This is a genomic window from Arthrobacter sp. 18067 (assembly GCF_902706295.1).
Taxonomy (GTDB): domain Bacteria; phylum Actinomycetota; class Actinomycetes; order Actinomycetales; family Micrococcaceae; genus Arthrobacter.
On the sequence record NZ_CACSJJ010000006.1, the window covers coordinates 17,793 to 41,744 of the forward strand.

Here is a 23,952-nt window from a genome sequence, read left to right on the forward strand (position 1 = left end):
GAGTGGAATCAACGCAGCCCACCGCGACCGATCGTGCACTCGTCGCGGCAGGCCAGCGGCTGACCGTCAAGGTCCCCGGTACGAGTGCCAACCTGGGCCCCGGCTACGACAGCCTCGGCTTGGCCCTGTCCATTTACGACACCTTGACGGTGGAAACGCTGAGCACCGGAGAGCTGGAGTTCGAGCTCTCCGGTGAGGGCGCAGAAACCCTCCCGCGCGATGCCAGCCATCTGGTGGTGCGCGCGATCGACCTCGCGCTGGACCGCCTCGGCTACCAGCGCTCAGGCCTGAAAATTTCCGCGGACAACGTCAACCCGCATGGTCGTGGCCTCGGCTCTTCAGCATCGGCCGTGGTTGCTGCTGTGACTGCCGCCAATGCGTTGGTGCCGGAGGAGTCACGGCAGGACCGTGACTGGATACTGCAGCTGACAAGCGAGCTCGAAGGCCATCCGGACAACGTCGCACCTGCGATTTTCGGCGGACTGGCGCTGTCCTGGCAGGACAGCGAGCAGTACAGCAGCACGCGCGCCGACGTCGTGCCTTCGGTCATCCCGGTAGTAGCGGTACCAGACTTTGAGTTGTCAACGGAAACTGCGCGCGGTCTACTGCCGGCATCCGTTGGCCATCACGCGGCAGCAATGAATTCCGGACGCGCAGCCTTACTGATCCACGCACTCACAGCGCAACCGGCTTTCCTGCTGCCTGCTACCGAGGACTACCTTCATCAGAGCTACCGTGCACAGGCCATGCGGCCGAGCGCCGACCTCATCGCAGCGCTTCGGTCCGCAGGGCATGCGGCAGTTGTTTCCGGTGCCGGCCCCACCGTGATGGTGCTTGCCAACGGGGAAAGCGAAGCCGCGACGGTTGCTGACTTCATCGGGTCCTACACAGCGGCCAACACACCCGACATTGGCTGGCGCGTGATGACGCTGGCTGTGGACGTTCAAGGTGCTAGAGTGGAAGTGCACCGCCGGTAAAGCCGCGGGCAGTTCCCTGATTTTGGATCTCGGTGGTTTCGCCGTACCTTTCGTCAACTGTGCCAACGTTGGTGGTGTCGTCTCTTTCCGGCCTGTCTCAGGTGCCGAGAATTCTCTCTGTTCCCTGAACTTTCAGCCGGCTGTCCGGGTCACCGGATCCAGTGATGACGATCAGTAACCGGCCCTGTTGGCCACAATCCATCAGGCACGGCCGAAATCACCGGCTGCAGATCTGAACTGCAGCCCAGAACAAATCATCGCGTCCAGCTCTCGCTCTGGACGCCGTCGAGGGGGAAGGATCCTTCGTGACAGAAACCACTGAGCTGGCTTCAGCTGTGGACACATCATCTTCTGCTGCTGAGCCGTCAACGGCAGCAACCACCAAGAGCAGCGGCCTTGCAGGCCTTAAGCTCGCCCAGCTTCAGGCTCTCGCGAGCCAGCTGGGCATCTCCGGGGGATCGCGTATGCGCAAGGGGGATTTGGTCACCGCCATTTCCGCCCACCGCGCCGGCACCTCCACTACCAAGGCACCCGCCAAGGCTAAGGGAGCCACGGCTGTGGCCAAGGAAGCCCCGGCGGCGCAGACCAAGGCAGCTGTGGCGACCAAGGCCAAAGCCGCCGATAATGGTGCCGCAGCCGAGGCCGCGTCCGAGGCTCCGGCCCAGGAAGCTCCCCGCGGTCGTGGTCGTGGCCGCAGCCGCCGCGCTACCAGCGATGGTGTCGTAGCCGCTGCCGAAACGGCCGCTGCACCTGTTGAAACCGCAACTGCCCCGGTGGCTGAAGCTCCTGCATCGGCCGAAGATGCCGAGTCCGGCACCGAGCGTCGCCAGCCGCGTACTCGCAACCGCCGTCGTGGCGAGGCTGCCGCAGCTCCTGCTGAGGCGGCAGAAGCACCGGCCGCCGAGCAGCGTGCTGAGCGCACCGAGCAGCGTGAGCAGCGTGCCGACCGCACCGAGCAGCGTGAGCAGCGTGCTGAGCGCACGGAACAGCGTGAGCAGCGTGCGGACCGCACCGAGCAGCGTGCCGATCGCACGGAACAGCGCGAACAAGCCGATTCGGGCGACCAGCGCGAACGCCGCGACAACACCCGCGGACGCCGTGAAGACAACAACGACGGCGAGGACACCGGCAACCGCCGCAATCGCCGTAACCGTCGCGACCGCAACGACCAGAACGACCGGAGCGACCGTCGGGGGGGTCAGGACAGCCGTGACGGAAACACCCGCAGCGACCGCTTCCGTGACCGCAACGAGCGTCGTCGTGGCCGTGCGCAGGGCCCGGACGTCGACGACGTCGAGGTCACCGAGGACGACGTCCTGCTTCCCGTAGCCGGAATTCTGGACGTTCTGGAGAACTACGCGTTCATCCGTACGTCCGGTTACCTTCCCGGTGCGAACGACGTCTACGTCTCCCTGGCACAGGTCAAGAAGTACAACCTTCGCAAGGGCGACGCCGTGGTCGGTGCCATCCGTGCCCCTCGTGATGGCGAAGACCGCAGCCAGCAGTCCGCACGCCAGAAGTTCAACGCGTTGGTCCGCGTCACTTCCGTCAACGGCAAGACGCCGGAAGAACTCAAGGACCGCGTCGAGTTCGCCAAGCTTGTACCGCTGTACCCGTCCGAGCGCCTTCGCCTCGAGACGGACCCCAAGAAGATCGGTCCGCGTGTCATCGACCTCGTGGCTCCGATCGGCAAGGGCCAGCGTGGCCTGATCGTCTCGCCGCCGAAGGCCGGTAAGACGCTCATCCTGCAGTCCATCGCGAACGCAATCACCACCAACAACCCTGAGGTCCACCTCATGATGGTGCTGGTTGACGAACGTCCCGAAGAAGTCACGGACATGCAGCGCACCGTCAAGGGTGAGGTCATCGCCTCCACCTTCGACCGTCCCGCTGACGACCACACCACGGTTGCCGAACTTTCCATCGAACGCGCCAAGCGCCTTGTGGAAATGGGAATGGACGTGGTGGTCCTCCTGGACTCCATGACGCGTCTGGGCCGCGCCTACAACCTGGCAGCACCGGCTTCCGGCCGCATCCTGTCCGGTGGCGTGGACTCCGCAGCCCTTTACCCGCCCAAGCGGTTCTTTGGTGCAGCCCGCAACATCGAAAACGGCGGCTCGCTGACAATCCTGGCAACGGCCCTCGTTGAGACCGGTTCCAAGATGGACGAAGTCATCTTCGAAGAGTTCAAGGGCACCGGCAACATGGAGCTTCGCCTGTCCCGCCAGCTGGCAGACAAGCGCATCTTCCCGGCCGTGGACGTCAACGCGTCCGGCACGCGCCGCGAGGAGAACCTGCTCTCGCCTGAAGAAGTCAAGATCATGTGGAAGCTGCGCCGCGTCCTTTCCGGCCTGGAGCAGCAGCAGAGCCTTGAGCTGCTGACCAACAAGATCCGGGAGACGCAGAGCAACGTCGAGTTCCTCATGCAGGTACAGAAGACGACGCTCGGAGCGAAGTCGGACAACGACAAATAGCGTTAAGTGGGGTGGGGCCGTCAAGTAATTTTGCCGGCCCCGCCCCTTCGCGTTGCTGCTGACGTACTGCGTACGTCGGCAGCAACGCTACGACAGGCCCGATGCCACTCCCGGGCCGGCAAAATTACTCGACGGCGGTCAGGTCACCTTGGGCGTTGCCGTCACCTTCGCTGGCCGGCTTATTTGAGCGGTTGGTCGTTAATACACCAATCGTCGCAACTAGACTTGTCTGCGAGTCGAAAGAGGTTTGAAAATGTTTGAGTCCGTACAGGGATTGCTTGATGAGCATGCTGCTATCCAGGCGCAGCTGAGTGATCCTGCCGTTTATGCCGATCAGTCTGCGGCCCGGAAGTTGGGGCGGCGGTCTGCTCAGCTTCAGGGCATTGTGGAGGCGTACAACAAGTGGCGCGGGCTCAATGATGATCTGGAAGCTGCCAAGGAAATGGCTGACGAAGATCCCGAATTCGCTGCCGAAGTTGTGCAATTGGAAGAGCAGATTCCGGCGGCACAGGAGCGGTTGCGCCGTTTGCTGATTCCTCGCGACCCGGACGATGCCCGTAACGTCATCCTTGAGGTCAAGGGTGGCGAAGGTGGCGACGAAGCCGCTTTGTTCGCCGGTGACCTCCTGCGCATGTACATGCGCTATGCCGAGTCACGTGGCTGGAAGACCGAAATGATTTCAGCCACCGAGTCCGATCTTGGTGGCTACAAGGACGTTGCCGTCGCCATCAAGGGCAACTCGAACGATCCCGCGCAGGGTGTTTTTGCGCGTTTGAAGTTTGAGGGTGGCGTGCACCGTGTGCAGCGCGTTCCCGTGACCGAATCCCAGGGCCGGATCCACACCTCGGCTGCCGGCGTGTTGGTGCTCCCCGAAGTGGACGAGCCCGAAGAACTTGAGATTAACCAGAATGACCTCAAGATCGACGTCTACCGTTCATCAGGTCCGGGTGGCCAGTCCGTGAACACCACCGACTCCGCCGTCCGTATTACCCACTTGCCCACGGGCATCGTGGTGGCCATGCAGAATGAAAAATCGCAGCTGCAGAACCGCGAAGCCGGCATGCGCGTGCTCCGTGCCCGCCTCCTGGCCCACCAGCAGGAACAAATCGACGCCGCCAACTCGGAACAGCGCAAGTCGCAGATCCGCACCATGGACCGTTCGGAACGCATTCGTACGTACAACTTCCCGGAAAACCGCATTGCGGACCACCGCACCGGATACAAGGCCTACAACCTTGATGCCGTCATGAACGGCGACCTTGAGCCCGTCATCCAATCGGCGATTGAAGCGGACGAGCAGGCGCGCCTGGACGCCATCGGCGAATAGCACCTGCCTCATACCAACAGCAGAGTAGATCCATGACGTTTTACCAAGGCCAGAGCCTCGCGGACGCTGTTCGCGAGGCCACTGCAGTTCTCGCCGACGCCGGCGTCCCCACACCGCGCGTGGACGCAGAATTGCTCGCCGAACACCTCCTGGGTGTGGGGCTCGGACGCCTGCGGGCCATGCTGTTGGGTGATGCTCCCGCGCCCGCGGGCTACGAAGAGCTCGTCCAGGAGAGGGCCGGCCGCGTCCCCCTCCAGCACATCACCGGCGTCGCATATTTCCGTTACTTGGAATTACGCGTGGGTCCGGGCGTCTTTATACCCCGTCCGGAAACGGAGTCAGTGGTCCAACTGGTCATTGACCATGTTGCAGGAATATCGAACCCCAAAGTGGTGGATCTGGGCACCGGATCAGGTGCCATTGCCGGTTCGATTGCCCACGAGGTGCCCGGCGCTGAAGTCCACGCCGTGGAATTCAGTACCTTTGCGCATGCCTGGGCTGCGAAGAACCTTGAGCCACTCGGTGTCATCCTTGTTCAAGGTGACCTCCGGGATGCGCTGCCCGAACACAACGGAACTTTCGACGTCGTGGTTTCCAACCCGCCGTACATCCCCGCGGAAGCGATACCCACAGAACCTGAAGTTGCGCTCCACGATCCTCCCGAAGCACTGTACGGTGGGGGAGCGGACGGGATGGAACTCCCGACGGCGGCGGCGGCCTCCGCGGCCCGGCTCCTGAAGCCAGGGGGCTACTTCGTGATGGAACACGCAGAAGTCCAAGCGGGCTGGATCTCCGGAATGCTGCAACGTACGGGACGTTGGATCGACGTTACGACGCACTTCGACCTGAACGGCAAGGAACGTGCAACCAGCGCGGTGCTGGCAAGCACCGCCCCTGATGAGTGAAAGAATAGCGCTGTGACCACAACCTACAATTGCACTTCCGATGACCTACGGGCTGAGGGACTTCAGCACGCCCAGCGAGCCATCAGTGAAAAGAAGTGCATCGTGCTGCCGACGGACACTGTGTACGGCATTGCCGCCGACGCCTTCTCTCCCTTGGCCGTGACCATGTTGCTGGCCTCCAAGGGACGCAGCCGGCAGATGCCTCCGCCGGTCCTGATTCCCAGGATCAATGCCTTGGACGGCCTGGCCACCGACGTGCCGGCCGATGCCCGGGCGCTGGCACAGGCATTTTGGCCGGGCGGGCTGACCCTGATCCTCCATGCGCAGCCGTCCCTGGACTGGGATCTGGGCGATACCAAGGGCACCGTTGCACTCCGTATGCCCGACGACGAGATTGCTTTGGAGCTCCTCGGGCTCACGGGGCCGCTGGCCGTATCGTCGGCCAACCGCACGGGGCAGGAAGCAGCCCAGACCGCTTCGGAAGCGCGCATGCAACTGGCCGAGTCCGTTGAGGTCTACCTGGAGGGTGGATTCCGGCCGGTGGAGGGCACTGCCGCGCTGCCGTCCACGATTGTGGACGCAACTGCTTCCCCGTTCCGCGTAGTGCGCCAAGGAGCCATCTCGCTGGAGAGACTCCGCACCATCGTTCCGACGATCCTCGGCTTCGGCGAAACGGTGCCCGTAGAGGCGCCGGCTCCAGCAGATGAGACCGTCCCCGAAGAGGAGGCTGTTGCAGAAACGGCTGAAGGAGCAGCGGCGTCGGGTGACGCAACAGCAGTTTTTGGTGACGCAACTTCGGAGGCCGAACCTGTCGAGGAGGCCACCACAGCTGGTGACAAGGCTGCTGACGTGACCGAAGCCGCCGGCGTCGAGGCATCGACACCGGACGGCGGGTCGACCCCTGACGACGATGTGGCACCGCGGGCGCCACGAGAAGCCAAGTCCGAATGATTCCGGAACGCCAGCGCGTCCCCGTCCTTGACGTCGACGCCACTCCCTTGCGCGTCGATGAACTCATTGATGCGATGGGCGGACTCATCGTGGCCGGGACGACGAACACTGTGCTCGGGCATAACCTGCACAGCATCACGCTGTTTCATTCATGTCCGGACGTTCGTGCGCTCTATGAGGAAGGCTCGATAGTCCTCTTGGACGGGGCCCCGGCGACGCTCCTGTGGGGTCTTGCTCGCAAGCGGCAGGGTCCACCGTTGAGCGAAGGGGCCATGGCGTACCGCCTGGGTTCAATGGACTGGATCCCGGAACTCGGCAAGGTTCCCGGGTTGCACCGGGTTGCTGTGATCGGCGCTGGACGTGAGGCAAATACCAAAGCGGTTGCACGCTTGCGGTCCATCATTCCCGGAGCCACGGTAGACGGCATGCCCGGCGAAGGCTGGGACGATGCCCTTGAAGAAGCCGTGGTGGGCTGGCTCAGCGCGTTCCAGCCACAACTGGTATTGCTTGGGCTGGGCATGCCGCTTCAGGAACATGTCTTGAATCGCCGTCTTGGACTACTGCCGCCTGCTGTTTATTGCGCCGTTGGCGGGGCCATCGAGCAAGTCGCGGGCATCCAGAAGCTGGCTCCGCGCTGGCTCGGACGTTTGGGGCTTGAATGGGCCTGGCGCCTGGTTCTTCATCCGGGTCGGGTTGCCTACAGAGTTTTCGTTGAACCCTGGAAGCTGGCCGGCCTGCTGATTCGGCGCCGTTTTCAACCATCCAAGACCAAAGGCAAGTAAATGACGTCCCAAGTTGTCGTGGTCGCTGTCGTGGTGACCTATAACCGGCATGAACTTCTCCAAACGACTTTGGCCGGCATCGCCTCAGGCACCCGGGTGCCTGAGGCCGTCGTCGTCGTGGACAACGCTTCCACGGACGGAACTGCAGAATTCCTGCGGGACTATAAGGGACCGCTGTCCATTGACGTGGTCACCTTGAACACAAACGTTGGCGGCGCCGGTGGGTTTGTGGTCGGCATGGAGCGCGCCCTGCTGGATCATGGCGCGGACCACGTCTGGATCATGGACGACGACACCGAACCCCAGCCGGGGGCGCTGGGCGAAGCCCTGGATGCTTCCGACGCTTACATGCAGGAAACAGGAGATGTTCCGGCGTTCATCGCAAGCCGCGTCGTCTGGACCGATGGCCGGGACCACCCTATGAACCGCATGCGGCCCCGGATGGGTGCCAGTGAGAAAGCACGGAGCGCTGCTGCCCGTGTGGGTGCGACGCAGATCCGCAGCGCTTCCTTTGTGTCGGTGCTGATCCGTGCCGAAGAGATCCGGAAGTATGGCCTGCCTATTGCGGACTACTTCATCTGGAATGACGATCTCGAGTACACCGCCAGGGTCTCGCGCCGGGGGACGGCCCTGACCACTGACGCATCGGTGGCGAATCATCACACAAAGGTTTTTGGCGACGCCGGCGCGGACCCGGGACCGCGCTTTTACTACGAAGTGCGGAACAAGCTCTGGGTGTACACCCGTTCCGGCGCACTCGCACCGTGGGAGAAGATACTCTTCACCGGCGCCTCACTGCGTAATTGGACCCGCACCATCGCGGCATCGCCCAACCGCAAAGTGCTGCTTGACGGGCTCTTCAAGGGCATGCGCCACAGCCTGAAAGCTCCGCGTTCCAATGAGAAGGTGCTTGAGGGAATCTACGCATTGCGGAACGTCCAAGAGCCGGCGAGCTGACCACTTCGCAGCTTAGCCCCTGCTCAACAGGCGGGGCTTTGCGGCTGCGTCACAGGGTGGTCACGGCCGTTGGCATTAGTATCGTGACTAGAGTCCACAGAAATCCCGCAACATTCGGCACAGCCGGTGCAGGCATGGCGACGGAGTAGTTCCATTTATCCAAAGACAGAATTCCACACCTCAAGGTGCCCGGAAACCACCGGCTTACACGCGACGCACCGGCTGCGTCTGCTGGTCACCGTTTCCGGAACAGCGGGCGGGCCGCTCCCGGGAGCCGCATCATGATCATGTATCTGCTGATGGCACTCACGGCTGCGGTGGTGTCCTACGCGGGAACGTGGGGTGCCCGCGTAGCCGGAAATAAACTGCGCCTGTACCGTCCGATCCGCAGCAGGGACATGCATTCGGCATTGATTTCCAAACTCGGGGGATTGGGCATCTTTACCGGCTTCTTCGTCGCTTTGGTGGTTGCCAGCAATTCCTTCTTCGTGAAGGACATCTTCAGGCACAACGATGCTCCGTGGGGGATCCTGGCCGGCGCCATCGTGATTGTCGCCGTTGGGGTAGCCGACGACATCCTGGACATCCGATGGTGGATCAAGCTGTTGGGACAGGGCGCGGCTGCTCTCATCGTGGCAATCTGGGGCGTGCGGATGTCGGTGGTTCCGTTCATCCCGGAACCGATATTCCTTGAGTCTGAAATCCTTCAGATTGTGCTCACGGCTGGTCTGATTGTTACCACCATGAATGCCGTCAACTTCATTGACGGCCTGGACGGGCTGGCGGCAGGAGTTGCGATCATTGGTGGTGGAGCCTTCTTCCTCACGGCGTACTGGGTTCACCGGAACAATCCGTCCACCGACAACTCAGACCTCGCGACACTCCTGATGGCCATCCTTGTGGGAAGCTGCATCGGGTTCCTGCCGCATAACTGGTTCCCTGCCAAAATCTTCATGGGCGACTCCGGGGCCATGCTTATTGGCCTGCTCATGGCCTCCGCCGGTGTGGTGGCAACGGGCCAGATCGGTTCCGGCCTCTACGACCGCGCCAACGGTATACCTACAATCGTTCCGATTCTGTTGCCCTTCGCCGTGCTATCCCTACCCCTTCTTGACTTGGGGATGGCCGTTGTCCGTCGGACGGCCAGGGGACAGTCGCCGTGGTCGGCAGACCGCGGGCATCTCCACCACAAGCTGGTGGACCTCGGTTACTCGCACCGCACCGCCGTCGTGATGCTGTATGTCTGGACGTGCATCCTGGCTTTCGGCGGTGTCGCCTTCGCTGTCTTCCCATGGCAAATTGTGCTCATCGTTATCATCGCGGCAGCGCTCATTATGGCCGCCGTGACGGCGTGGCCCTACTTCACAAGGAACTCGACGCGTCCGGGGGAGTAGTTGTGACAGCCGGTTATGGTCACAGTTCTATCTCATGTAGAATTCTTTCTGCGGACAGTCACTCGCCCGTAACCCCACTTTGAGAATATGGCACCTGTGCCACGAGGATTGGTTTCCCCATGACATCCAACGCCGAAACCGGACGCCCGTCCGGTAAACGTGGTGTTGGAGTTTCCGGTGAGACGTCTAACCTCTGGCTCCGATTGCTCTTCTTGAGTTCCGCTGCTTCTCTGGTCGGCTTGGTCGTCACGAGTATTGTGGCGGCAACAATGAACGGTGGCCAGGGCGCCCTATCAGCTGCTTTCGGCGGCGGACTCGTCGTGGTCTTCTTCGCGATCAGTCTCTTGATCGGCCACTTCGTTGGTCGCAACAATCCCTCTGGGGCCGTTGGACTTTTCGTAGCGACGTACTTCGTCAAGGTCGTGGGATTCGCCGTGGTCCTTTTTGCGGTAGGTACTCCCGATTGGCTGCACAGCCGTTGGTTTGTCATCGGTGCAGTCGTGTCCGTAGTCCTTTGGCAAGCCGCAGAGATTTACGGTTTCAGCAAAGCCCGCCTTCAGATCTACAACGATCCTGCAGAGCCGAAGGGTGGCCCGGATGTCTCCGCGTAAGCGTTATTCACGCCCGGCTGCCGGTGCTCAGCAACCTGCCCATCGCACTGAATCTGCAGAAGCCGGAAGCGACGGTGGATACAACGCCGGCATCGCCGTCTTCAGCTACATCATTGGCGGGATCATTGTCTGGAGTTTGATAGGCTGGGGTCTGGATAATCTGTGGGGGACCCGCTGGATTGTGCTCCTTGGCGCTCTGCTGGGAGCCGCAGGAGGGTTCTATCTTTCCCATATGCACGGCCTCACCAGGCAAAGCTCCTCTTCTGGTGAGAGCAACGCAGACAGCGGTCCGTCCACGGACGGGGACAGTAATGCCAAATAATTTCACATGGAACACGGATGCGTCCAACGCACCCGGATTCCAACCAATGCCCAATGATGGACACAGCAGAGAGGAAACGCGTTGATCGCGCTTGCGCTCCCCGCCCAGGATTCGGGGTCATTCACCCCACCCGGAATCGACGAAATGCACCTGCCGGCAATCCTGCCTTGGGGTGCGCACGACGGATTCTCCAAGCAGATGCTGCTGGTGATCCTTTCGGTCGTCATTATCGCTACATTCTTCATCCTCGCTGCACGTAAGCAGCAGCTGGTTCCCGGCAAGCTGCAGTTCGCAGGCGAAATGGCCTATGGCTTCGTCCGCAACAGCATCGCCAAGGACATCATCGGCGGCAAGGACTTCATCAAGTACGTCCCGCTGCTGTTCAGCTTGTTCTTCTTCATTCTGGTGAACAACATCTATGGCGCGATTCCCGTCATTCAGCTCCCGAGCTTCTCCCACGTCGGTGGAGCTTATGTGCTGGCCGGCATCGTGTACTTCACCTGGATTGCCATTGGCGTCAAGAAGAACGGCCTGAAGTACTTCAAGCTCGCCATCGTTCCTTCAGGTGTTCCGTGGTACATCCTCCCGATCGTGGTACCGATCGAAATCATCTCCAACTTCCTGGTCCGTCCCGTCACGCACAGCCTCCGTCTGTTCGCGACCATGTTGGCCGGCCACTTGATCGTCATGCTCGCCGGTTCCGGCATCGAGTACTTGGTCATGCAGGAAAACGTCCTTTTGAAGGGCACCTCGGTCCTGGTCCTCGTCGGCGCTATCGCCATGTACATGCTCGAGGCACTGATCATGGCCCTGCAGGCCTACGTGTTCACGCTGCTGACCGCGATCTACATCGAAGGCGCCCTGCACGCCGACAGCCACTAGGCACAAAATCTTCCCCTGATGGGGATTGAAGTAAACCAAACAACCTGCCACATGGGTGGCATCTTGAAAGGAAAAAAATGGAAGGCAATCTCAACCTCGTAGGTTACGGTCTGTCCGCAATCGGCGGTGGTATCGGTGTGGGTCTCGTATTCGCGGCTTACATCAACGGTGTTGCTCGTCAGCCGGAAGCTCAGCGCGTGCTGCAGCCGATCGCGTTCCTTGGTCTGGCACTGACCGAAGCTCTCGCCATCCTCGGACTCGTCTTCGCGTTCGTTCTCTAGTCTTCGGATTAAGAACGAAGCGAATTCCGCAACCGAGTAGATAGGACGGGTGAAATATGAATCAGCTGATCATCTCAGCCGCCACTGAAGGCAAAGAGGCCGCAAACCCTCTCGTTCCCAATGTCTGGGAAATGGGCGTCGTCCTCGTCGGCTTTGCGGTCCTCCTGTACATCGTGGTCAAGTTCATTGTCCCGATGTTCGAGAAGACCTTCGCAGAGCGCGCCGAAGCAATTGAAGGTGGCATTGCAAAGGCCGAAGCGGCCCAGGCGGAAGCTTCTGCAGCTCTTGAAGAGTACAAGCAGCAGCTCACCGACGCCCGCGCCGAAGCCAACCGCATCCGCGAAGAAGCACGTGCCGAGGGCGCCCAGATCCTTGCGGACCTGAAGGCCAAGGCAGCAGCAGAGTCTGCACGCATCACCGAGCAGGCACACGCTGCCATCGAATCGGAGCGCCAGGCGGCTGTTGTCTCGCTTCGTTCCGAGGTTGGCACCCTGGCCACCACGCTGGCCGGCCGCATCGTTGGTGAAGCACTCACCGACGACCAGCGCGCCGCACGCGTTGTGGACCGCTTCCTTGCAGATCTGGAGACCCAGAGCGCAGGTGCAGCTAAGTAATGGCAGGTATATCGAGCGAATCGCTGACCACAGCACTGGCGCAGTTGGAAGCCAAGCTTCCTTTCGCCTCGCTGCAGTTGGCTAAGGACCTCTTCGGAATCCTGGGAACGGTGGACAGCTCGGCTGGCTTGCGCCGCGCCCTGACTGACCCGTCCCGTACTGGAGACGAAAAGTCGGCGCTGGTCAAGCAGCTGGTTGGCGGGAAAGTCTCCGCTGATGCTGCTGAAATTGCGGGCGGACTGGCCAGCTCACGCTGGGCATCGGCACGCGATATCGGCGATGCACTCGAGACGCTTGCCGCCACGGTTGTCATTGCCGTAGCTGAAAACAAGTCGGCTGTTTCTGCCTCCGGTATCACGGGGCTGGAAGAGCTGGAAAACGATCTGTTTGCCTTCAACCAGGCCGTAGCTTCCAGCCACGAAGTACAACGTGCTCTGTCTGAGCCGCAGGCATCCCCTGCGGCAAAGATTGCACTGGCCGAGAAACTTGTTCCTGGCAGCAGCGAGGAAGCAAAGGTTCTCATCAGCCAGGCAGTTACGCAGCCGCGCGGTGTTAAGCCAAGCAAGCTCGTCGAGTCTTTCGCCAAGCTTGCAGCCAAGCGCCAGCAGCGCTGGATTGCAACTGTCAGCGTTACCCGTCCGTTGACGGAAACGCAGGCCAGCCGTCTGCAGGCCGGGCTTGATGCCCTGTACGGCCGCGAACTGAAGGTCAACCTCAACGTTGACCCCGCCCTGATTGGTGGAATCCGCGTCCAGGTCGGTGACGAAGTGCTCGACGCTTCGGTTGTCGCCCGCTTGAGCGAACTCCGCCGTCAGCTCGCTGGCTAGCGAAGAAGACACAGCACAACTTAACTGATATAAAACCCGGTCATCGTGAGCAACGATGATCACGAAAACAGGAGAGCAGGGACTGCAGATGGCCGAATTGACCATCAACGCCGACGACGTCCGTAATGCGTTGAACGAGTTCGCGGCGTCCTACGAACCCGGTAACGCAGAACGCGTAGAGGTTGGTCGTGTGACCGCCGCAAGTGACGGCATCGCCCGTGTTGAGGGTCTTCCCTCGGTCATGGCGAACGAGTTGCTTCGCTTCGAAGACGGCACGCTGGGCCTGGCCCAGAACCTTGACGTCCGCGAGATCGGTGTCATTATCCTCGGTGACTTCACCGGTATTGAAGAAGGCCAGGAAGTTCACCGTACCGGTGAGATCCTGTCCGTTCCGGTTGGCGATGCCTTCCTGGGTCGCGTTGTTGACCCGCTGGGCCAGCCGATCGACGACCTCGGCGAGATCAAGGCCGAAGGCACCCGTGCACTGGAACTCCAGGCTCCGGGCGTTACCGAACGCAAGTCGGTTCACGAACCGATGCAGACCGGCCTCAAGGCTATCGACGCCATGATCCCGATCGGCCGCGGCCAGCGTCAGCTGATCATTGGTGACCGCCAGACTGGCAAGACCGCCATCGCCGTGGACACCATCATCAACCAGAAGGCCAACTGGGCTTCCGGAGATGTCACCAAGCAGGTTCGCTGCGTCTACGTTGGTGTCGGCCAGAAGGCTTCCACCATCGCAGCCGTCCGCCAGACCCTCGAGGATCACGGCGCGCTGGAGTACACCACCATTGTGGCGTCCCCGGCATCGGACCCCGCTGGCTTCAAGTACCTTGCACCGTACGCAGGCTCGGCCATCGGTCAGCACTGGATGTACGGCGGCAAGCACGTACTGGTGATCTTTGATGACCTGTCCAAGCAGGCCGAAGCCTACCGCGCCGTATCCCTGCTGCTGCGCCGTCCGCCGGGACGCGAAGCTTACCCGGGCGACGTCTTCTACTTGCACTCCCGTCTGCTGGAGCGTTGTGCCAAGCTCTCCGACGAGCTCGGTGCAGGTTCGATGACCGGTCTTCCGATCGTCGAAACCAAGGCAAACGACGTCTCTGCCTACATCCCGACCAACGTGATCTCCATTACCGATGGCCAGATCTTCCTCCAGTCGGACCTCTTCAACGCCAACCAGCGGCCTGCTGTTGACGTTGGTGTGTCCGTCTCCCGCGTTGGTGGCGCTGCACAGGTCAAGTCCATGAAGAAGGTCTCCGGTACTTTGAAGCTGGACCTGGCCCAGTACCGCGACATGCAGGCATTCGCCATGTTCGCCTCTGACCTTGACGCTGCTTCCCGCCAGCAGCTGACCCGTGGTGCACGCCTGATGGAACTGCTGAAGCAGGGCCAGTACTCACCGTTCCCGGTTGAGAACCAGGTTGTGTCCATCTGGGCCGGTACCAAGGGTTACCTGGACGACGTTCCGGTTGAGGACATCAGCCGCTTCGAGTCCGAGTTCCTGGAGCACCTCACGCACAAGTCCTCCATCCTGACCACGCTGGCTCAGACCAACGTCCTGGATGACGACACCGCTGCAGCCTTGAAGGAAGCGATCATTTCCTTCAAGAAGGGCTTCTTCGGCGAAGGCGACAACCACTTGGTTGGCGCCGGCCACGAAGAGCACGCAGCGATCTCCGGCGGCGACGTCGACCAGGAAAAGATCGTCAAGCAGAAGCGCTAGTTTCGATCACCTGCCCTGCCGGGGCCCGCAAGGGCCCCGGCAGGGCAGCACATCGGGAACTTAGGAAAGGATAAGTATGGGAGCCCAGATTCGGGTCTACCGTCAGAAGATCAGCTCGACGACGTCGATGCGCAAGATCTTCAAGGCGATGGAACTGATCGCTACCTCGCGCATCGGTAAGGCCCGCGCCCGCGTAGCAGCTTCACTGCCCTACGCGAACGCGATTACCCGCGCCGTTTCTGCTGTCGCAACTCAGAGCGAAATCGACCACCCGCTGACCACCGAGCCGGAGCAGATCCGCCGCGCCGCAGTCCTGATCATTACATCGGACCGTGGCCTTGCAGGATCGTACTCCGCGAGTGTGCTCAAGCAGGCTGAAGGTCTCACCGAGCTTCTTCACGCAGAAGGCAAGGAAGTCAAGGCGTACCTGGTTGGCCGCAAGGCGCAGGCGTACTTCGATTTCCGCAACCGGTCATACACCCGCGTATGGACTGGTGGCACGGACGCACCGGAATTCGAAACCGCACGGGAAGTCGGAGCTGCACTACTTGAAGACTTCTCCACTGACTTCGAAGAGGGTGGCGTGGATGAAATCCACGTCGTCTACACCCGCTTCAAGTCGATGGTGACGCAGGAGCCCACGGTTATCCGTTTGCTCCCGCTGGAGGTCGTCGAAGAGGAAGCAGCCTCGGAATCCGAGCTGTTGCCGTTGTACGAGTTTGAACCGGAAACAGAGCAGGTGCTTGACGCACTGCTTCCGCGTTACATCGAGTCCCGCATCTTCGCAGCCATGCTGCAGGCCGCTGCTTCCGAGCTCGCCGCCCGCCAGCGTGCCATGAAGTCGGCCGGTGACAACGCTACGGATTTGATCAAGAAGTACACGCGCCTTCGCAACACGGCCCGCCAGGCCGAGATTACGCAGGAGCTTTCCGAAATCGTTGCCGGCGCCGACGCCCTCGCGTCCTAGCCTGCAGCGGATTCGGCTCGAAGCCGCACCTGCAACAAACAGATAAACTTAACCCCACGCCATCTACTGAGTGAAGTGAGAGAGATGACTGCCACTGCTACCGAACACGTAGCAACGGCCGGTGCCACCGGCCGCATTGCCCGTGTTATTGGTCCGGTTGTCGACGTCGAATTCCCGGCTGACGCAATCCCCTCGATTTACAACGCTCTGACCACTGAGATCACTCTCAACGGCCAGACGAAGACCATCACGTTCGAGACCTCCCAGCACTTGGGTGACAACCTCGTTCGCGCCATCTCCCTGCAGGCAACCGACGGACTCGTCCGCGGCACCACTGTGCGGGACTCCGGCGCTCCGATCTCCGTGCCCGTCGGCGATGGCGTCAAGGGCCACATCTTCAACGTCCTCGGCAAGCCGCTGGATGTTGACGAGTCGGAGATCAAGGCCGACGCCTATTGGCCGATCCACCGCAAGGCTCCGGCCTTCGCGTCCCTCGAGGGCTCCACGGAGATGCTCGAGACCGGCATCAAGGTCATCGACCTTCTCACCCCGTACATCAAGGGTGGAAAGATCGGCCTGTTCGGCGGCGCCGGCGTTGGCAAGACCGTTCTGATCCAGGAAATGATCACCCGTGTTGCCCGCAACTTCGGTGGTACTTCCGTATTCGCCGGTGTTGGCGAGCGTACCCGTGAAGGTAACGACCTCTGGGTTGAAATGGAAGAGGCAGGCGTCCTCAAGGACACCGCCCTTGTGTTCGGCCAGATGGACGAGCCGCCGGGAACGCGTCTTCGCGTGGCCCTGTCCGCTCTGACCATGGCGGAGTACTTCCGCGATGTCCAGAACCAGGACGTGCTGCTCTTCATCGACAACATCTTCCGCTTCACGCAGGCAGGCTCGGAAGTTTCCACGCTGCTCGGCCGTATGCCGTCCGCTGTGGGCTACCAGCCGAACCTTGCTGACGAGATGGGTCTGCTCCAGGAGCGCATCACGTCCACCAAGGGTCACTCCATCACGTCGATGCAGGCCATCTACGTGCCGGCTGATGACTACACCGACCCGGCTCCGGCCACGACCTTCGCACACCTCGACGCGACCACGGAGCTTTCCCGTGAAATCGCATCCCGTGGTCTGTACCCGGCCGTTGACCCGCTGACGTCGACCTCCCGTATTCTGGATCCCCAGTACATCGGCAAGGACCACTACAACACGGCTGTCCGTGTTAAGCAGATCCTGCAGAAGAACAAGGAACTCCAGGACATCATCGCCATCCTCGGTGTTGACGAACTGTCTGAAGAGGACAAGATCGTCGTGTCCCGCGCACGTCGTATCCAGCAGTTCCTCTCCCAGAACACCTACACCGCCAAGCAGTTCACCGGCGTCGAGGGCTCCACCGTGTCCATCAAGGACACCGTGGAAGGCTTCACGGCCATCTGCGACGGCGAGCTCGACCACATCGCAGAGCAGGCGTTCTTCAACGTCGGCGGCCTGGATGACGTCGAGCGTCAGTGGGCCAAGATCCAGGAACAGACCAAGTAGTATGGCTGAGCTCGAGGTTGAGATTGTCGCAGCGGACCACTTTGTGTGGTCCGGCGCGGCCAAGATGGTGAAGGCCCGCACCAGTGATGGTGAAATCGGAATCCTGCCGGGCCACTCGCCCCTTCTGGCCATCATGGCCGCAGGCGAGCTGGCAATCCAGCCGGTTTCCGGTGATCGCATTGCGGTAGTTGTGGACGGTGGATTCTTCTCCGTCGACAACGATCGTGTGGTCATTGTTGCTGACAACGCCAAATTGGGCGAAGCGGCTACAGCGGGGATCCGATAGCACGACCTTGATGGACGATTCCCTTATTCCGTTCATCGCACTGGCAACAGCGTTCTCGTTGCTGATCATTGCACTGTGCCTGTTCGGGGTGCGCCGCTTCAACCTGCGGCGTGCCCTGGGCACGGTAGACGCCTCCATTTGCACGGCTGGAAACAGCTGGCAGATGGGGGTTTGTCGTTATCAGGACAATGAGCTGGAGTGGTTCCGCTTGATGTCCCTGAGCGTGATCCCCAAGCATAGATTTACGCGCAGCTCGCTCGAACTGCTGGGCCGCCGCAAACCCACGGAAGATGAACTTGTCCGGGTGCAGCCCGGCGTGGTGGTGGTTGAGTTGCAGTACGAAGGTAAGAAGTTCATGCTTGCCATGAACTTCGATGCCTATGCTGGGCTGTCTTCCTGGCTGGAGGCCGGTCCCGTCATCGGCGTCGGCACCTGGCGCTAGGCGTTATGGATTTTCTTTCCGACGTCAGCCTGGTTGGTGGTCCGTTCCTCTGGTTCAGCATCGCTTGCGGTGCTGCCGGTGGGGCGTACCTCCTCTGGCGACGTCGACGTTCATGGCCACTGGTCGTTGTGGCCTCGCTGGCGGTTTCCGCTGGCATTGTGGCGCTGGTTCATTGGATCCTGGTGGATCTCATGGCCACATTCTCGGAAAACCTGCCCTTTGAGACGTTGGCTTGGTCTGTGCCGGCCGTGGCAGCCATCCTCCTTTGCGCCGCACGCTTTCCACGTAACTCCGCCAAGGGGCGCTCACTCAGCGTGCTGGCGATGATTGGCGTCCTCCTTCTCAGTGTGGTCCAGGTTAATCTGTACTTTGGCCTGAACAACTCTGTAGCCGACTTACTTGGAACCGCGGTAGCCCGGATCCAACCGTTGGAGGACAGCCTTAAACGGAGCGCGGACGGCAAGCCCCCTCCAGCCCTCGAAGCGTGGAAAGCACCGGAGTCCATGCCCGGAAACGGAATCCTGCGCAGAGCTGACATTCCCGGAACGATCTCTGGTTTCACGGCACGGGAAGCGTACATCTACCTTCCCCCTGCCTATCAGAGGGAGCTCCGTCCGAGCCTGCCCGTTCTTGTGCTGTTCTCCGGTCAGCCAGGCGGGCCTGCCGACTGGCTGACCGGCGGCCAGCTCCGCTTACAACTCGACCGCTTTGCCGAAGCACACAATGGCCTCGCCCCGGTGACGGTGGTGGTGGATCCGAATGGCTCAGGCAGCGCCAACACCATGTGCATGGACAGTCGGATTGCCCCAGTGGATACCTATCTCTCCCAGGATGTTCCTGCATGGATCAAGTCCACGCTGGATGTTTCCAACGACCCCGGGCAGTGGGCGGTGGGCGGCTTTTCGTTCGGAGGCACGTGCGCCATGCAGATGGGCACAGCCCACCCGGAGATTTTCCCCTCGATCCTCGCATTCTCGGCAGAGCGCGAACCTGCGTTGGCCAAGGACCGAAACAAAACCATTCAAGACTCGTTCGACGGCGATGTTGAGGCTTTCGAGTCCAGGACACCTTTGGTGCTGATGCAGCAAAGCAATTTCACGGGAAGCGGTGTCTACCTCACGGCAGGTGAAACCGACCACGAGTTCACCGACTACATGCATGAGCTCGCCAATGCCGCGAGGAATGCAGGCTTCCAAACCGAAGAACACTCCATCCAGCATGCCGGGCACTCCTGGGACGCTGTGGTGAGGGGAATGCCCGGTGGCCTGGGCTTCCTGGCTGCACGGTGGGGGTTGACGCGTTGAGTCTTGCCTTCAAAGGTGTGATCAAGCCGGCACTGCTGCAGGCGGGCAGGCACGTGCGGGCCACCCCGTTCACCTTGCTGGTACTGGTTCTGTTCGTGGCCGCGTCCTTGGTGTCGGGCAGCTTTCTGTCCGGTCCGCCGGAGCCGTGGCTTTCCTTAGCCGGCGTATCCTTGGATGGCTTGAAATCCGGCGAATGGTGGTCCATCTGGACATCGCTGTTCTTCACCACCAATCCGCTGGCTTATGCCACGGCCATTGTGATGTTCCTGTTCCTCTTGGGCCTTGCTGAGCGGCAGCTGGGTTCGCTCAAAACGGCCGGTGTCTTCCTGGGCAGCCAGTTCGCCTGCGTGTCAGCGTTCCTTTTGGTCACCCAGGTGGCACAGCACTCCGATGACGGCTGGCTCTCCCGGATGGCAGATACCCGGCTGATCGGCCCCTATGGTGCAGTTTTGGCCACTGCCTTGGCTGCCAGTGCACTGCTTCCCACACTGTGGCAGCGGCGATTGCGCACAGTTGCCCTTTCGGTCTCTTTGCTCCTGGTGTTGTACGTTGGCCACGCCGAGACAGTGGTGGGATTCCTTGGTGCGCTGATTGGCTTGGCCGCGGGGTGGTGGATGCAAAGCAGCCAGGGACATCTTCATCTGCATCGGTCCACGGGCAGGGAAGTGCGGAACCTCCTGTCTCTGACGATGGCAATCTTCGCCGTGGGACCCATCGTGACTGCTGCCGCGAAGAGCCCGTCCGGGCCCCTGGCCCTGCTTCGGGACGTCATCCTGAACCCTTTACCCACGCTCAGCCAATTGGAGAGCACTTGCGGGGGAACCATTGACGTTGCCTGTTTGGAAGTGGGTCGCCAAGGCTACACGGGCCCGTTCGGTTTGGCGCTGGCAGTGGTGCCTGTAGTTCTGCTCCTCATTTGTGCCGACGGTATGAGGCGTGGACGCAGGCTGGCTTTGGGAATCGCGATCGGTGTCCAGCTGGTGGTGGTGGCGTTGTCGGCGATCTACCTTGGCCTCTTTGCCGGCATGCCCAAACCTCAGGGACGTCCGCAGGTGCCCATGCTGAACTCGGCGGTGGTACACCTCATACCCCTTGTCCTGGTGCCCTTGATACTTGCTGTGCTTCTTTTTGCCTACCGTGGTCACTTTCGGGTGGAGTCTTCGGATCGCCTCCGGCATAGGATCTTCTGGCTGGTGGGTATGACCGGGGCAGGGCTCAGCCTCGCATACATCGCGGTGTGGCTGGCATCCGGCGGTATGGACCGCGACGGCGGTTTGCTGGGGTTGGCTGCTGAGCTGGCCAGGCAGTACCTCCCAGTTCCGCTTCCGGGCGTTTACCGAAAAGTCTTCGCCGAACGTGATGTTGTGGAGGTGTTCCTTTTCTCCTACTCCGGCACGGTCTTCTGGTTGGTGGCTTTGGTGGGCGTATGGATCCTGCTCATCCGTGGACACCACTCCGGAGGGCTCGACCACCAGGCCCGCGAGAGGGCGCGCGCCTTGGTCAGGTCAGGCGGCGATTCCTTGTCCTGGATGGCGCTCTGGGAACCCAACAAGTATTGGTTCAACGCAGGAGCAACCGGGGGAGTGGCCTACCAACAGCACGGACACGTGGCGTTGACGTTGGCTGGCCCGTTTGGCTCCAGCAGACACCACTTGGACACTGCCACGGGCTTCCTCGAGTACTGCTCCCAGCAGGCGCTGATCCCGTGCTTCTACTCCTGCACCGGTGAGCTGTGGCCCATTCTGCAGGCGCGCGGGTTCCGCAGAGTAGCTGTTGCACAGGAAACCCGCCTCCGGATCAGGGACCTGGAATTTCGCGGCAAGGAGTGGCAGAACGTCAGGACATCGCTGAACCGCGCCACGAAATTGGGAATAACGGCCAGCTGGGGCCGCTACTCTGAGCTGTCCCACGGCGTGCGCTCCCAGGTCACGGAGGTCTCGGAGGAGTGGGCAGCCCAAAAGAAGATCCCTGAGATGGGTTTCACCCTTGGCGGCCTGGACGAATTGGAGGACGACGACGTCCTCTGCTGCGTCGCCGTGGATGATGCGGGGTTTGTGTATGGAGTCACCAGTTGGTTGCCGGTCTATGAAGAGGGGCAGGTTGTCAGCTGGACGTTGGACTTCATGAGACGGCGTGGCGACACGTTCCCGGGAGTCATGGAATTCCTGATTGCCTCGGCCATCCTGCACCTGCGCAGCTCCGTGGAGGTCATCTCCCTATCAGGCTCTCCCCTGGCCCGGGAGAGGGGCGAAATCGAACAACGGGCCGAAGGCCTGGCCGGAATTCTTGACGCCGTGGGGCAAGCCTTGGAACCGGTTTATGGATTCAGGTCCCTGGCTTCTTTTAAGTCAAGATTCCAACCGGAGTACCGAACGTTGTACATGTATTACCAAGACCCCCTGCACCTTCCTGCAATGGGACGCGCACTCAGCCGTGCCTATCTTCCTGGATTGTCGGTACGGCATTCGGCGCGGCTGCTCCGGACCTTGGTTGCTTGAATAGTCAACGCCCATTCACAACTGGGTTTTCGACTTTCTTCATGGTTAGTAACAGTTGTTGTCGAAATATCAGACATAACCTCCCTTAAACACGTTGACCCCGGCCAAAAGCCGGGGTCAACGTGTTTGTTGAAACTGCAACAAGCAGAATTCAACGGTTAAGGCTAGACGACCGTAACGCCGGTTGCCTGGGGGCCTTTGGCGCCCTGACCGATCTCGAACTGAACGCGCTGGTTCTCGTCGAGGGTCTTGAAGCCACCGGTCTGGATCTCGGAGTAGTGAACAAAAACGTCCCCATCCGAGTCATCCGGGGTGATGAAGCCGAAGCCCTTTTCAGCGTTGAACCACTTGACGGTTCCCAGTGCCATGTATTTCTCCTCATTGTGGAACATCAGTCCGATACACCTCGTACCGGCTTTGTTACTCCGCGAGAAGACCATTGATTCCGTCCGGGTTGGACCCGGCTGGTTTCGCAGGAGCTTCACGCTCGCAACTCGTCTTGCGAGCATGAAAACCACCTACACAAAGACTGCTACAACACTTTCATGTGCCCTGCCGGAGGTCAACGGTCTTTTGGGCAATTCGGGAAAATTTTCGGTAAAAAGAAGGTAACGCAGGCCCTTTCAAATTCAGGCTAGGACAACCACTGGCCGTTGCGCATGACGCCGGTTAGTTCCAGGTCCTCGTTTGTCACAACGACGTCGGCACGCAAGCCGCGGCGAAGCCCGCCGATCTCATCGGAAAGTCCCAGTACCGCTGCCGGTACTGCTGTTGCCGAACAAACGGCATCGGGAAGTGCGACGCCGGCCGCCACGGTTTTGCGGACGACCTCCAGGAGGGTGGCGGTGCCTCCCGCGATGGAGCCGGTCGCATCAAGAGTGGCCACACCGTCGCTGACCGTCACAGGGGAGGGGCCGAGCATGTAGCTTCCGTCGGACAGGCCGGCAGCGGCCATGGAATCCGTCACCAGGACGATGTTGGCGGCTCCTACAAGCTGGAAGACGGTGGCAACTGTGCTCGGATCCAGGTGGGTGCCGTCGGCGATGAGCTCCACAACGGCTTTGCCCTCCTGTGCCATCCGGAGGCAGGCCGCGACGGGGCCCGGTGCGCGGTGATGCATCGGAGGCATCCCATTGAAGAGGTGAGTGACGGTAGGAAGCGAACTGACGCCGTCGAACCCTGCCGACTCAAGTCCCTCACGGGCGGCGGCCAGCGACGCGGCCGCCGTTGCGTCGTCGCAGTCCGTGTGCCCCAGGGAGGGTGTGACGCCGTGGGAGGTCATGAGATCCACCAATGCAGCGGCGCCCGGAAGCTCCGGGGCGTAGGTCATGGTGGCGAGCTTGCCGGCCGCGGCGCCTACAAGCTCGTCCATCAGCTCGAGGTCCGGCTCCAGCAGGAAGTCCGGGTTCTGGGCTCCACAGCGGGCGTGGGAAAGGAACGGGCCTTCAAGGTGGATTCCAGCTACCAATCCTTCGTCGGCGAGCTTCACGTAGAGCTCAATGCCGCGGAGGAGGTCTTCCCGGGGAGCGGTGACCATGCTGGCCAAAAACGTTGTGGTCCCCGAGCGGTGGAGGAAGTCGACAGCCTTGCGGGCCGAAGTTTCTTCCCCGCCAGGGAAGTCGCCGCCGTTGCCGCCATGGCAGTGAACGTCCACCAGACCCGGGATGAGGTAACTGCCACTGGGCACCCCCAGGCGGACGGCACTTTGGAAGCCCTCGAAGTCCTGGGCATCAAAACCGTCGGCCGGACCGGCATAGGCGATCCGGTCGCCATCGATGGCCACAAGACCGTCGTCCACCACCTCGCCGTCGCTGACCAGGGTTCCTTTGAGGATCTGGTGGCTGGGCGCGGAAGAACTGGGGAAATGCTGTGCGGCAGTCATGATTTTG

Annotated in this window: 23 protein-coding genes; 21 read left to right on the top strand and 2 right to left on the bottom strand. The window is 61.2% G+C overall.

The window, feature by feature from the left end; all coding sequences use genetic code 11:
- The first annotated feature begins 2 nt into the window (after positions 1-2).
- From thrB to GVL04_RS07500, 21 genes are all read left to right on the top strand, one after another.
- Positions 3-977: a homoserine kinase gene (gene thrB, locus GVL04_RS07400; RefSeq protein WP_159701943.1), complete on the top strand. Its 975-nt coding sequence runs from the start codon at positions 3-5 to the stop codon at positions 975-977.
- Positions 978-1,282: 305 nt separating this feature from the next.
- Positions 1,283-3,451 carry a transcription termination factor Rho gene (rho, locus tag GVL04_RS07405; protein WP_159701946.1) on the top strand — a complete coding sequence of 723 codons (2,169 nt, stop codon included), beginning with the start codon at positions 1,283-1,285 and terminating at the stop codon, positions 3,449-3,451.
- 253 nt (positions 3,452-3,704) lie between these two features.
- Positions 3,705-4,778 carry a peptide chain release factor 1 gene (gene prfA, locus GVL04_RS07410; protein WP_014922181.1) on the top strand — a complete coding sequence of 358 codons (1,074 nt, stop codon included), beginning with the start codon at positions 3,705-3,707 and terminating at the stop codon, positions 4,776-4,778.
- 32 nt (positions 4,779-4,810) lie between these two features.
- Positions 4,811-5,683, top strand: a complete 873-nt coding sequence (gene prmC, locus GVL04_RS07415) for a peptide chain release factor N(5)-glutamine methyltransferase (protein ID WP_159701949.1) — start codon at positions 4,811-4,813, stop codon at positions 5,681-5,683.
- Positions 5,684-5,695: 12 nt separating this feature from the next.
- Positions 5,696-6,634: an L-threonylcarbamoyladenylate synthase gene (locus tag GVL04_RS07420; protein ID WP_159701952.1), complete on the top strand. Its 939-nt coding sequence runs from the start codon at positions 5,696-5,698 to the stop codon at positions 6,632-6,634.
- Complete coding sequence (locus GVL04_RS07425) at positions 6,631-7,416, top strand: WecB/TagA/CpsF family glycosyltransferase (RefSeq protein WP_159701955.1); 786 nt, start codon at positions 6,631-6,633, stop codon at positions 7,414-7,416. Before GVL04_RS07420 ends, GVL04_RS07425 begins: the two co-directional genes overlap by 4 nt.
- Positions 7,417-8,373 (top strand): glycosyltransferase, encoded by a 957-nt coding sequence (locus GVL04_RS07430; RefSeq protein ID WP_159701958.1) that lies wholly within the window; start codon positions 7,417-7,419, stop codon positions 8,371-8,373.
- A gap of 281 nt (positions 8,374-8,654) precedes the next feature.
- On the top strand, positions 8,655-9,767 hold the full coding sequence (locus GVL04_RS07435; protein WP_159701961.1) for an MraY family glycosyltransferase: 1,113 nt from the start codon (positions 8,655-8,657) through the stop codon (positions 9,765-9,767).
- A gap of 119 nt (positions 9,768-9,886) precedes the next feature.
- The gene (locus GVL04_RS07440; protein WP_159701964.1) at positions 9,887-10,378 is read left to right on the top strand and encodes a hypothetical protein; all 492 of its coding nucleotides are present in this window, start codon (positions 9,887-9,889) and stop codon (positions 10,376-10,378) included.
- Positions 10,365-10,700, top strand: a complete 336-nt coding sequence (locus GVL04_RS07445) for a hypothetical protein (RefSeq protein WP_159701967.1) — start codon at positions 10,365-10,367, stop codon at positions 10,698-10,700. Before GVL04_RS07440 ends, GVL04_RS07445 begins: the two co-directional genes overlap by 14 nt.
- A gap of 81 nt (positions 10,701-10,781) precedes the next feature.
- Positions 10,782-11,582, top strand: a complete 801-nt coding sequence (gene atpB / locus GVL04_RS07450; protein WP_159701970.1) for a F0F1 ATP synthase subunit A — start codon at positions 10,782-10,784, stop codon at positions 11,580-11,582.
- 77 nt (positions 11,583-11,659) lie between these two features.
- Positions 11,660-11,863, top strand: coding sequence for an ATP synthase F0 subunit C (gene atpE / locus GVL04_RS07455; RefSeq protein WP_009356484.1), 204 nt, complete (start codon positions 11,660-11,662; stop codon positions 11,861-11,863).
- Between the two features lie 56 nt (positions 11,864-11,919).
- The gene (locus tag GVL04_RS07460; protein ID WP_159701973.1) at positions 11,920-12,477 is read left to right on the top strand and encodes a F0F1 ATP synthase subunit B; all 558 of its coding nucleotides are present in this window, start codon (positions 11,920-11,922) and stop codon (positions 12,475-12,477) included.
- A complete protein-coding gene (locus tag GVL04_RS07465) occupies positions 12,477-13,304 on the top strand; it encodes a F0F1 ATP synthase subunit delta (RefSeq protein ID WP_159701976.1) in 828 nt (275 codons plus the stop codon). The genes GVL04_RS07460 and GVL04_RS07465 overlap by 1 nt, the downstream gene beginning before the upstream one ends.
- An 88-nt stretch (positions 13,305-13,392) precedes the next feature.
- Entirely contained in the window at positions 13,393-15,030 is a 1,638-nt protein-coding gene (gene atpA, locus GVL04_RS07470; RefSeq protein ID WP_159702377.1) for a F0F1 ATP synthase subunit alpha, read from the top strand.
- A 76-nt stretch (positions 15,031-15,106) separates the two neighbouring features.
- A complete protein-coding gene (locus GVL04_RS07475; protein ID WP_159701979.1) occupies positions 15,107-15,997 on the top strand; it encodes a F0F1 ATP synthase subunit gamma in 891 nt (296 codons plus the stop codon).
- 84 nt (positions 15,998-16,081) lie between these two features.
- Positions 16,082-17,533 carry a F0F1 ATP synthase subunit beta gene (gene atpD / locus GVL04_RS07480; RefSeq protein ID WP_159701982.1) on the top strand — a complete coding sequence of 484 codons (1,452 nt, stop codon included), beginning with the start codon at positions 16,082-16,084 and terminating at the stop codon, positions 17,531-17,533.
- A gap of 1 nt (position 17,534) precedes the next feature.
- On the top strand, positions 17,535-17,819 hold the full coding sequence (locus tag GVL04_RS07485; RefSeq protein WP_014922172.1) for a F0F1 ATP synthase subunit epsilon: 285 nt from the start codon (positions 17,535-17,537) through the stop codon (positions 17,817-17,819).
- A 10-nt stretch (positions 17,820-17,829) separates the two neighbouring features.
- On the top strand, positions 17,830-18,261 hold the full coding sequence (locus tag GVL04_RS07490) for a DUF2550 domain-containing protein (RefSeq protein ID WP_159701985.1): 432 nt from the start codon (positions 17,830-17,832) through the stop codon (positions 18,259-18,261).
- 5 nt (positions 18,262-18,266) lie between these two features.
- Positions 18,267-19,565 (top strand): alpha/beta hydrolase family protein, encoded by a 1,299-nt coding sequence (locus GVL04_RS07495; RefSeq protein WP_159701988.1) that lies wholly within the window; start codon positions 18,267-18,269, stop codon positions 19,563-19,565.
- Positions 19,547-22,063 (top strand): DUF2156 domain-containing protein, encoded by a 2,517-nt coding sequence (locus GVL04_RS07500; protein ID WP_159701991.1) that lies wholly within the window; start codon positions 19,547-19,549, stop codon positions 22,061-22,063. Before GVL04_RS07495 ends, GVL04_RS07500 begins: the two co-directional genes overlap by 19 nt.
- 164 nt (positions 22,064-22,227) lie before the next feature.
- Here the strand turns inward: GVL04_RS07500 and GVL04_RS07505 are convergent, their stop codons facing one another.
- A complete protein-coding gene (locus GVL04_RS07505; RefSeq protein WP_018776337.1) occupies positions 22,228-22,431 on the bottom strand; it encodes a cold-shock protein in 204 nt (67 codons plus the stop codon).
- Between the two features lie 266 nt (positions 22,432-22,697).
- Positions 22,698-23,945 (bottom strand): N-acetylglucosamine-6-phosphate deacetylase, encoded by a 1,248-nt coding sequence (gene nagA, locus GVL04_RS07510; protein WP_159701994.1) that lies wholly within the window; start codon positions 23,943-23,945, stop codon positions 22,698-22,700.
- Positions 23,946-23,952 lie beyond the last annotated feature (7 nt).

What these genes read in the sequence shown, in the direction of transcription:
- prmC (WP_159701949.1), top strand. Translation starts at nt 4,811, where the DNA reads ATGACGTTTTACCAAGGCCAGAGCCTCGCGGACGCTGTTCGCGAGGCC.
- GVL04_RS07490 (WP_159701985.1), top strand. Translation starts at nt 17,830, where the DNA reads ATGGACGATTCCCTTATTCCGTTCATCGCACTGGCAACAGCGTTCTCG.
- GVL04_RS07435 (WP_159701961.1), top strand. Translation starts at nt 8,655, where the DNA reads ATGATCATGTATCTGCTGATGGCACTCACGGCTGCGGTGGTGTCCTAC.
- GVL04_RS07505 (WP_018776337.1), bottom strand. Translation starts at nt 22,431, where the DNA reads ATGGCACTGGGAACCGTCAAGTGGTTCAACGCTGAAAAGGGCTTCGGC.
- GVL04_RS07485 (WP_014922172.1), top strand. Translation starts at nt 17,535, where the DNA reads ATGGCTGAGCTCGAGGTTGAGATTGTCGCAGCGGACCACTTTGTGTGG.
- nagA (WP_159701994.1), bottom strand. Translation starts at nt 23,945, where the DNA reads ATGACTGCCGCACAGCATTTCCCCAGTTCTTCCGCGCCCAGCCACCAG.
- atpD (WP_159701982.1), top strand. Translation starts at nt 16,082, where the DNA reads ATGACTGCCACTGCTACCGAACACGTAGCAACGGCCGGTGCCACCGGC.
- atpE (WP_009356484.1), top strand. Translation starts at nt 11,660, where the DNA reads ATGGAAGGCAATCTCAACCTCGTAGGTTACGGTCTGTCCGCAATCGGC.
- GVL04_RS07475 (WP_159701979.1), top strand. Translation starts at nt 15,107, where the DNA reads ATGGGAGCCCAGATTCGGGTCTACCGTCAGAAGATCAGCTCGACGACG.
- GVL04_RS07495 (WP_159701988.1), top strand. Translation starts at nt 18,267, where the DNA reads ATGGATTTTCTTTCCGACGTCAGCCTGGTTGGTGGTCCGTTCCTCTGG.
- atpA (WP_159702377.1), top strand. Translation starts at nt 13,393, where the DNA reads ATGGCCGAATTGACCATCAACGCCGACGACGTCCGTAATGCGTTGAAC.
- GVL04_RS07425 (WP_159701955.1), top strand. Translation starts at nt 6,631, where the DNA reads ATGATTCCGGAACGCCAGCGCGTCCCCGTCCTTGACGTCGACGCCACT.
- GVL04_RS07440 (WP_159701964.1), top strand. Translation starts at nt 9,887, where the DNA reads ATGACATCCAACGCCGAAACCGGACGCCCGTCCGGTAAACGTGGTGTT.
- prfA (WP_014922181.1), top strand. Translation starts at nt 3,705, where the DNA reads ATGTTTGAGTCCGTACAGGGATTGCTTGATGAGCATGCTGCTATCCAG.
- GVL04_RS07465 (WP_159701976.1), top strand. Translation starts at nt 12,477, where the DNA reads ATGGCAGGTATATCGAGCGAATCGCTGACCACAGCACTGGCGCAGTTG.
- GVL04_RS07430 (WP_159701958.1), top strand. Translation starts at nt 7,417, where the DNA reads ATGACGTCCCAAGTTGTCGTGGTCGCTGTCGTGGTGACCTATAACCGG.
- GVL04_RS07445 (WP_159701967.1), top strand. Translation starts at nt 10,365, where the DNA reads ATGTCTCCGCGTAAGCGTTATTCACGCCCGGCTGCCGGTGCTCAGCAA.
- GVL04_RS07460 (WP_159701973.1), top strand. Translation starts at nt 11,920, where the DNA reads ATGAATCAGCTGATCATCTCAGCCGCCACTGAAGGCAAAGAGGCCGCA.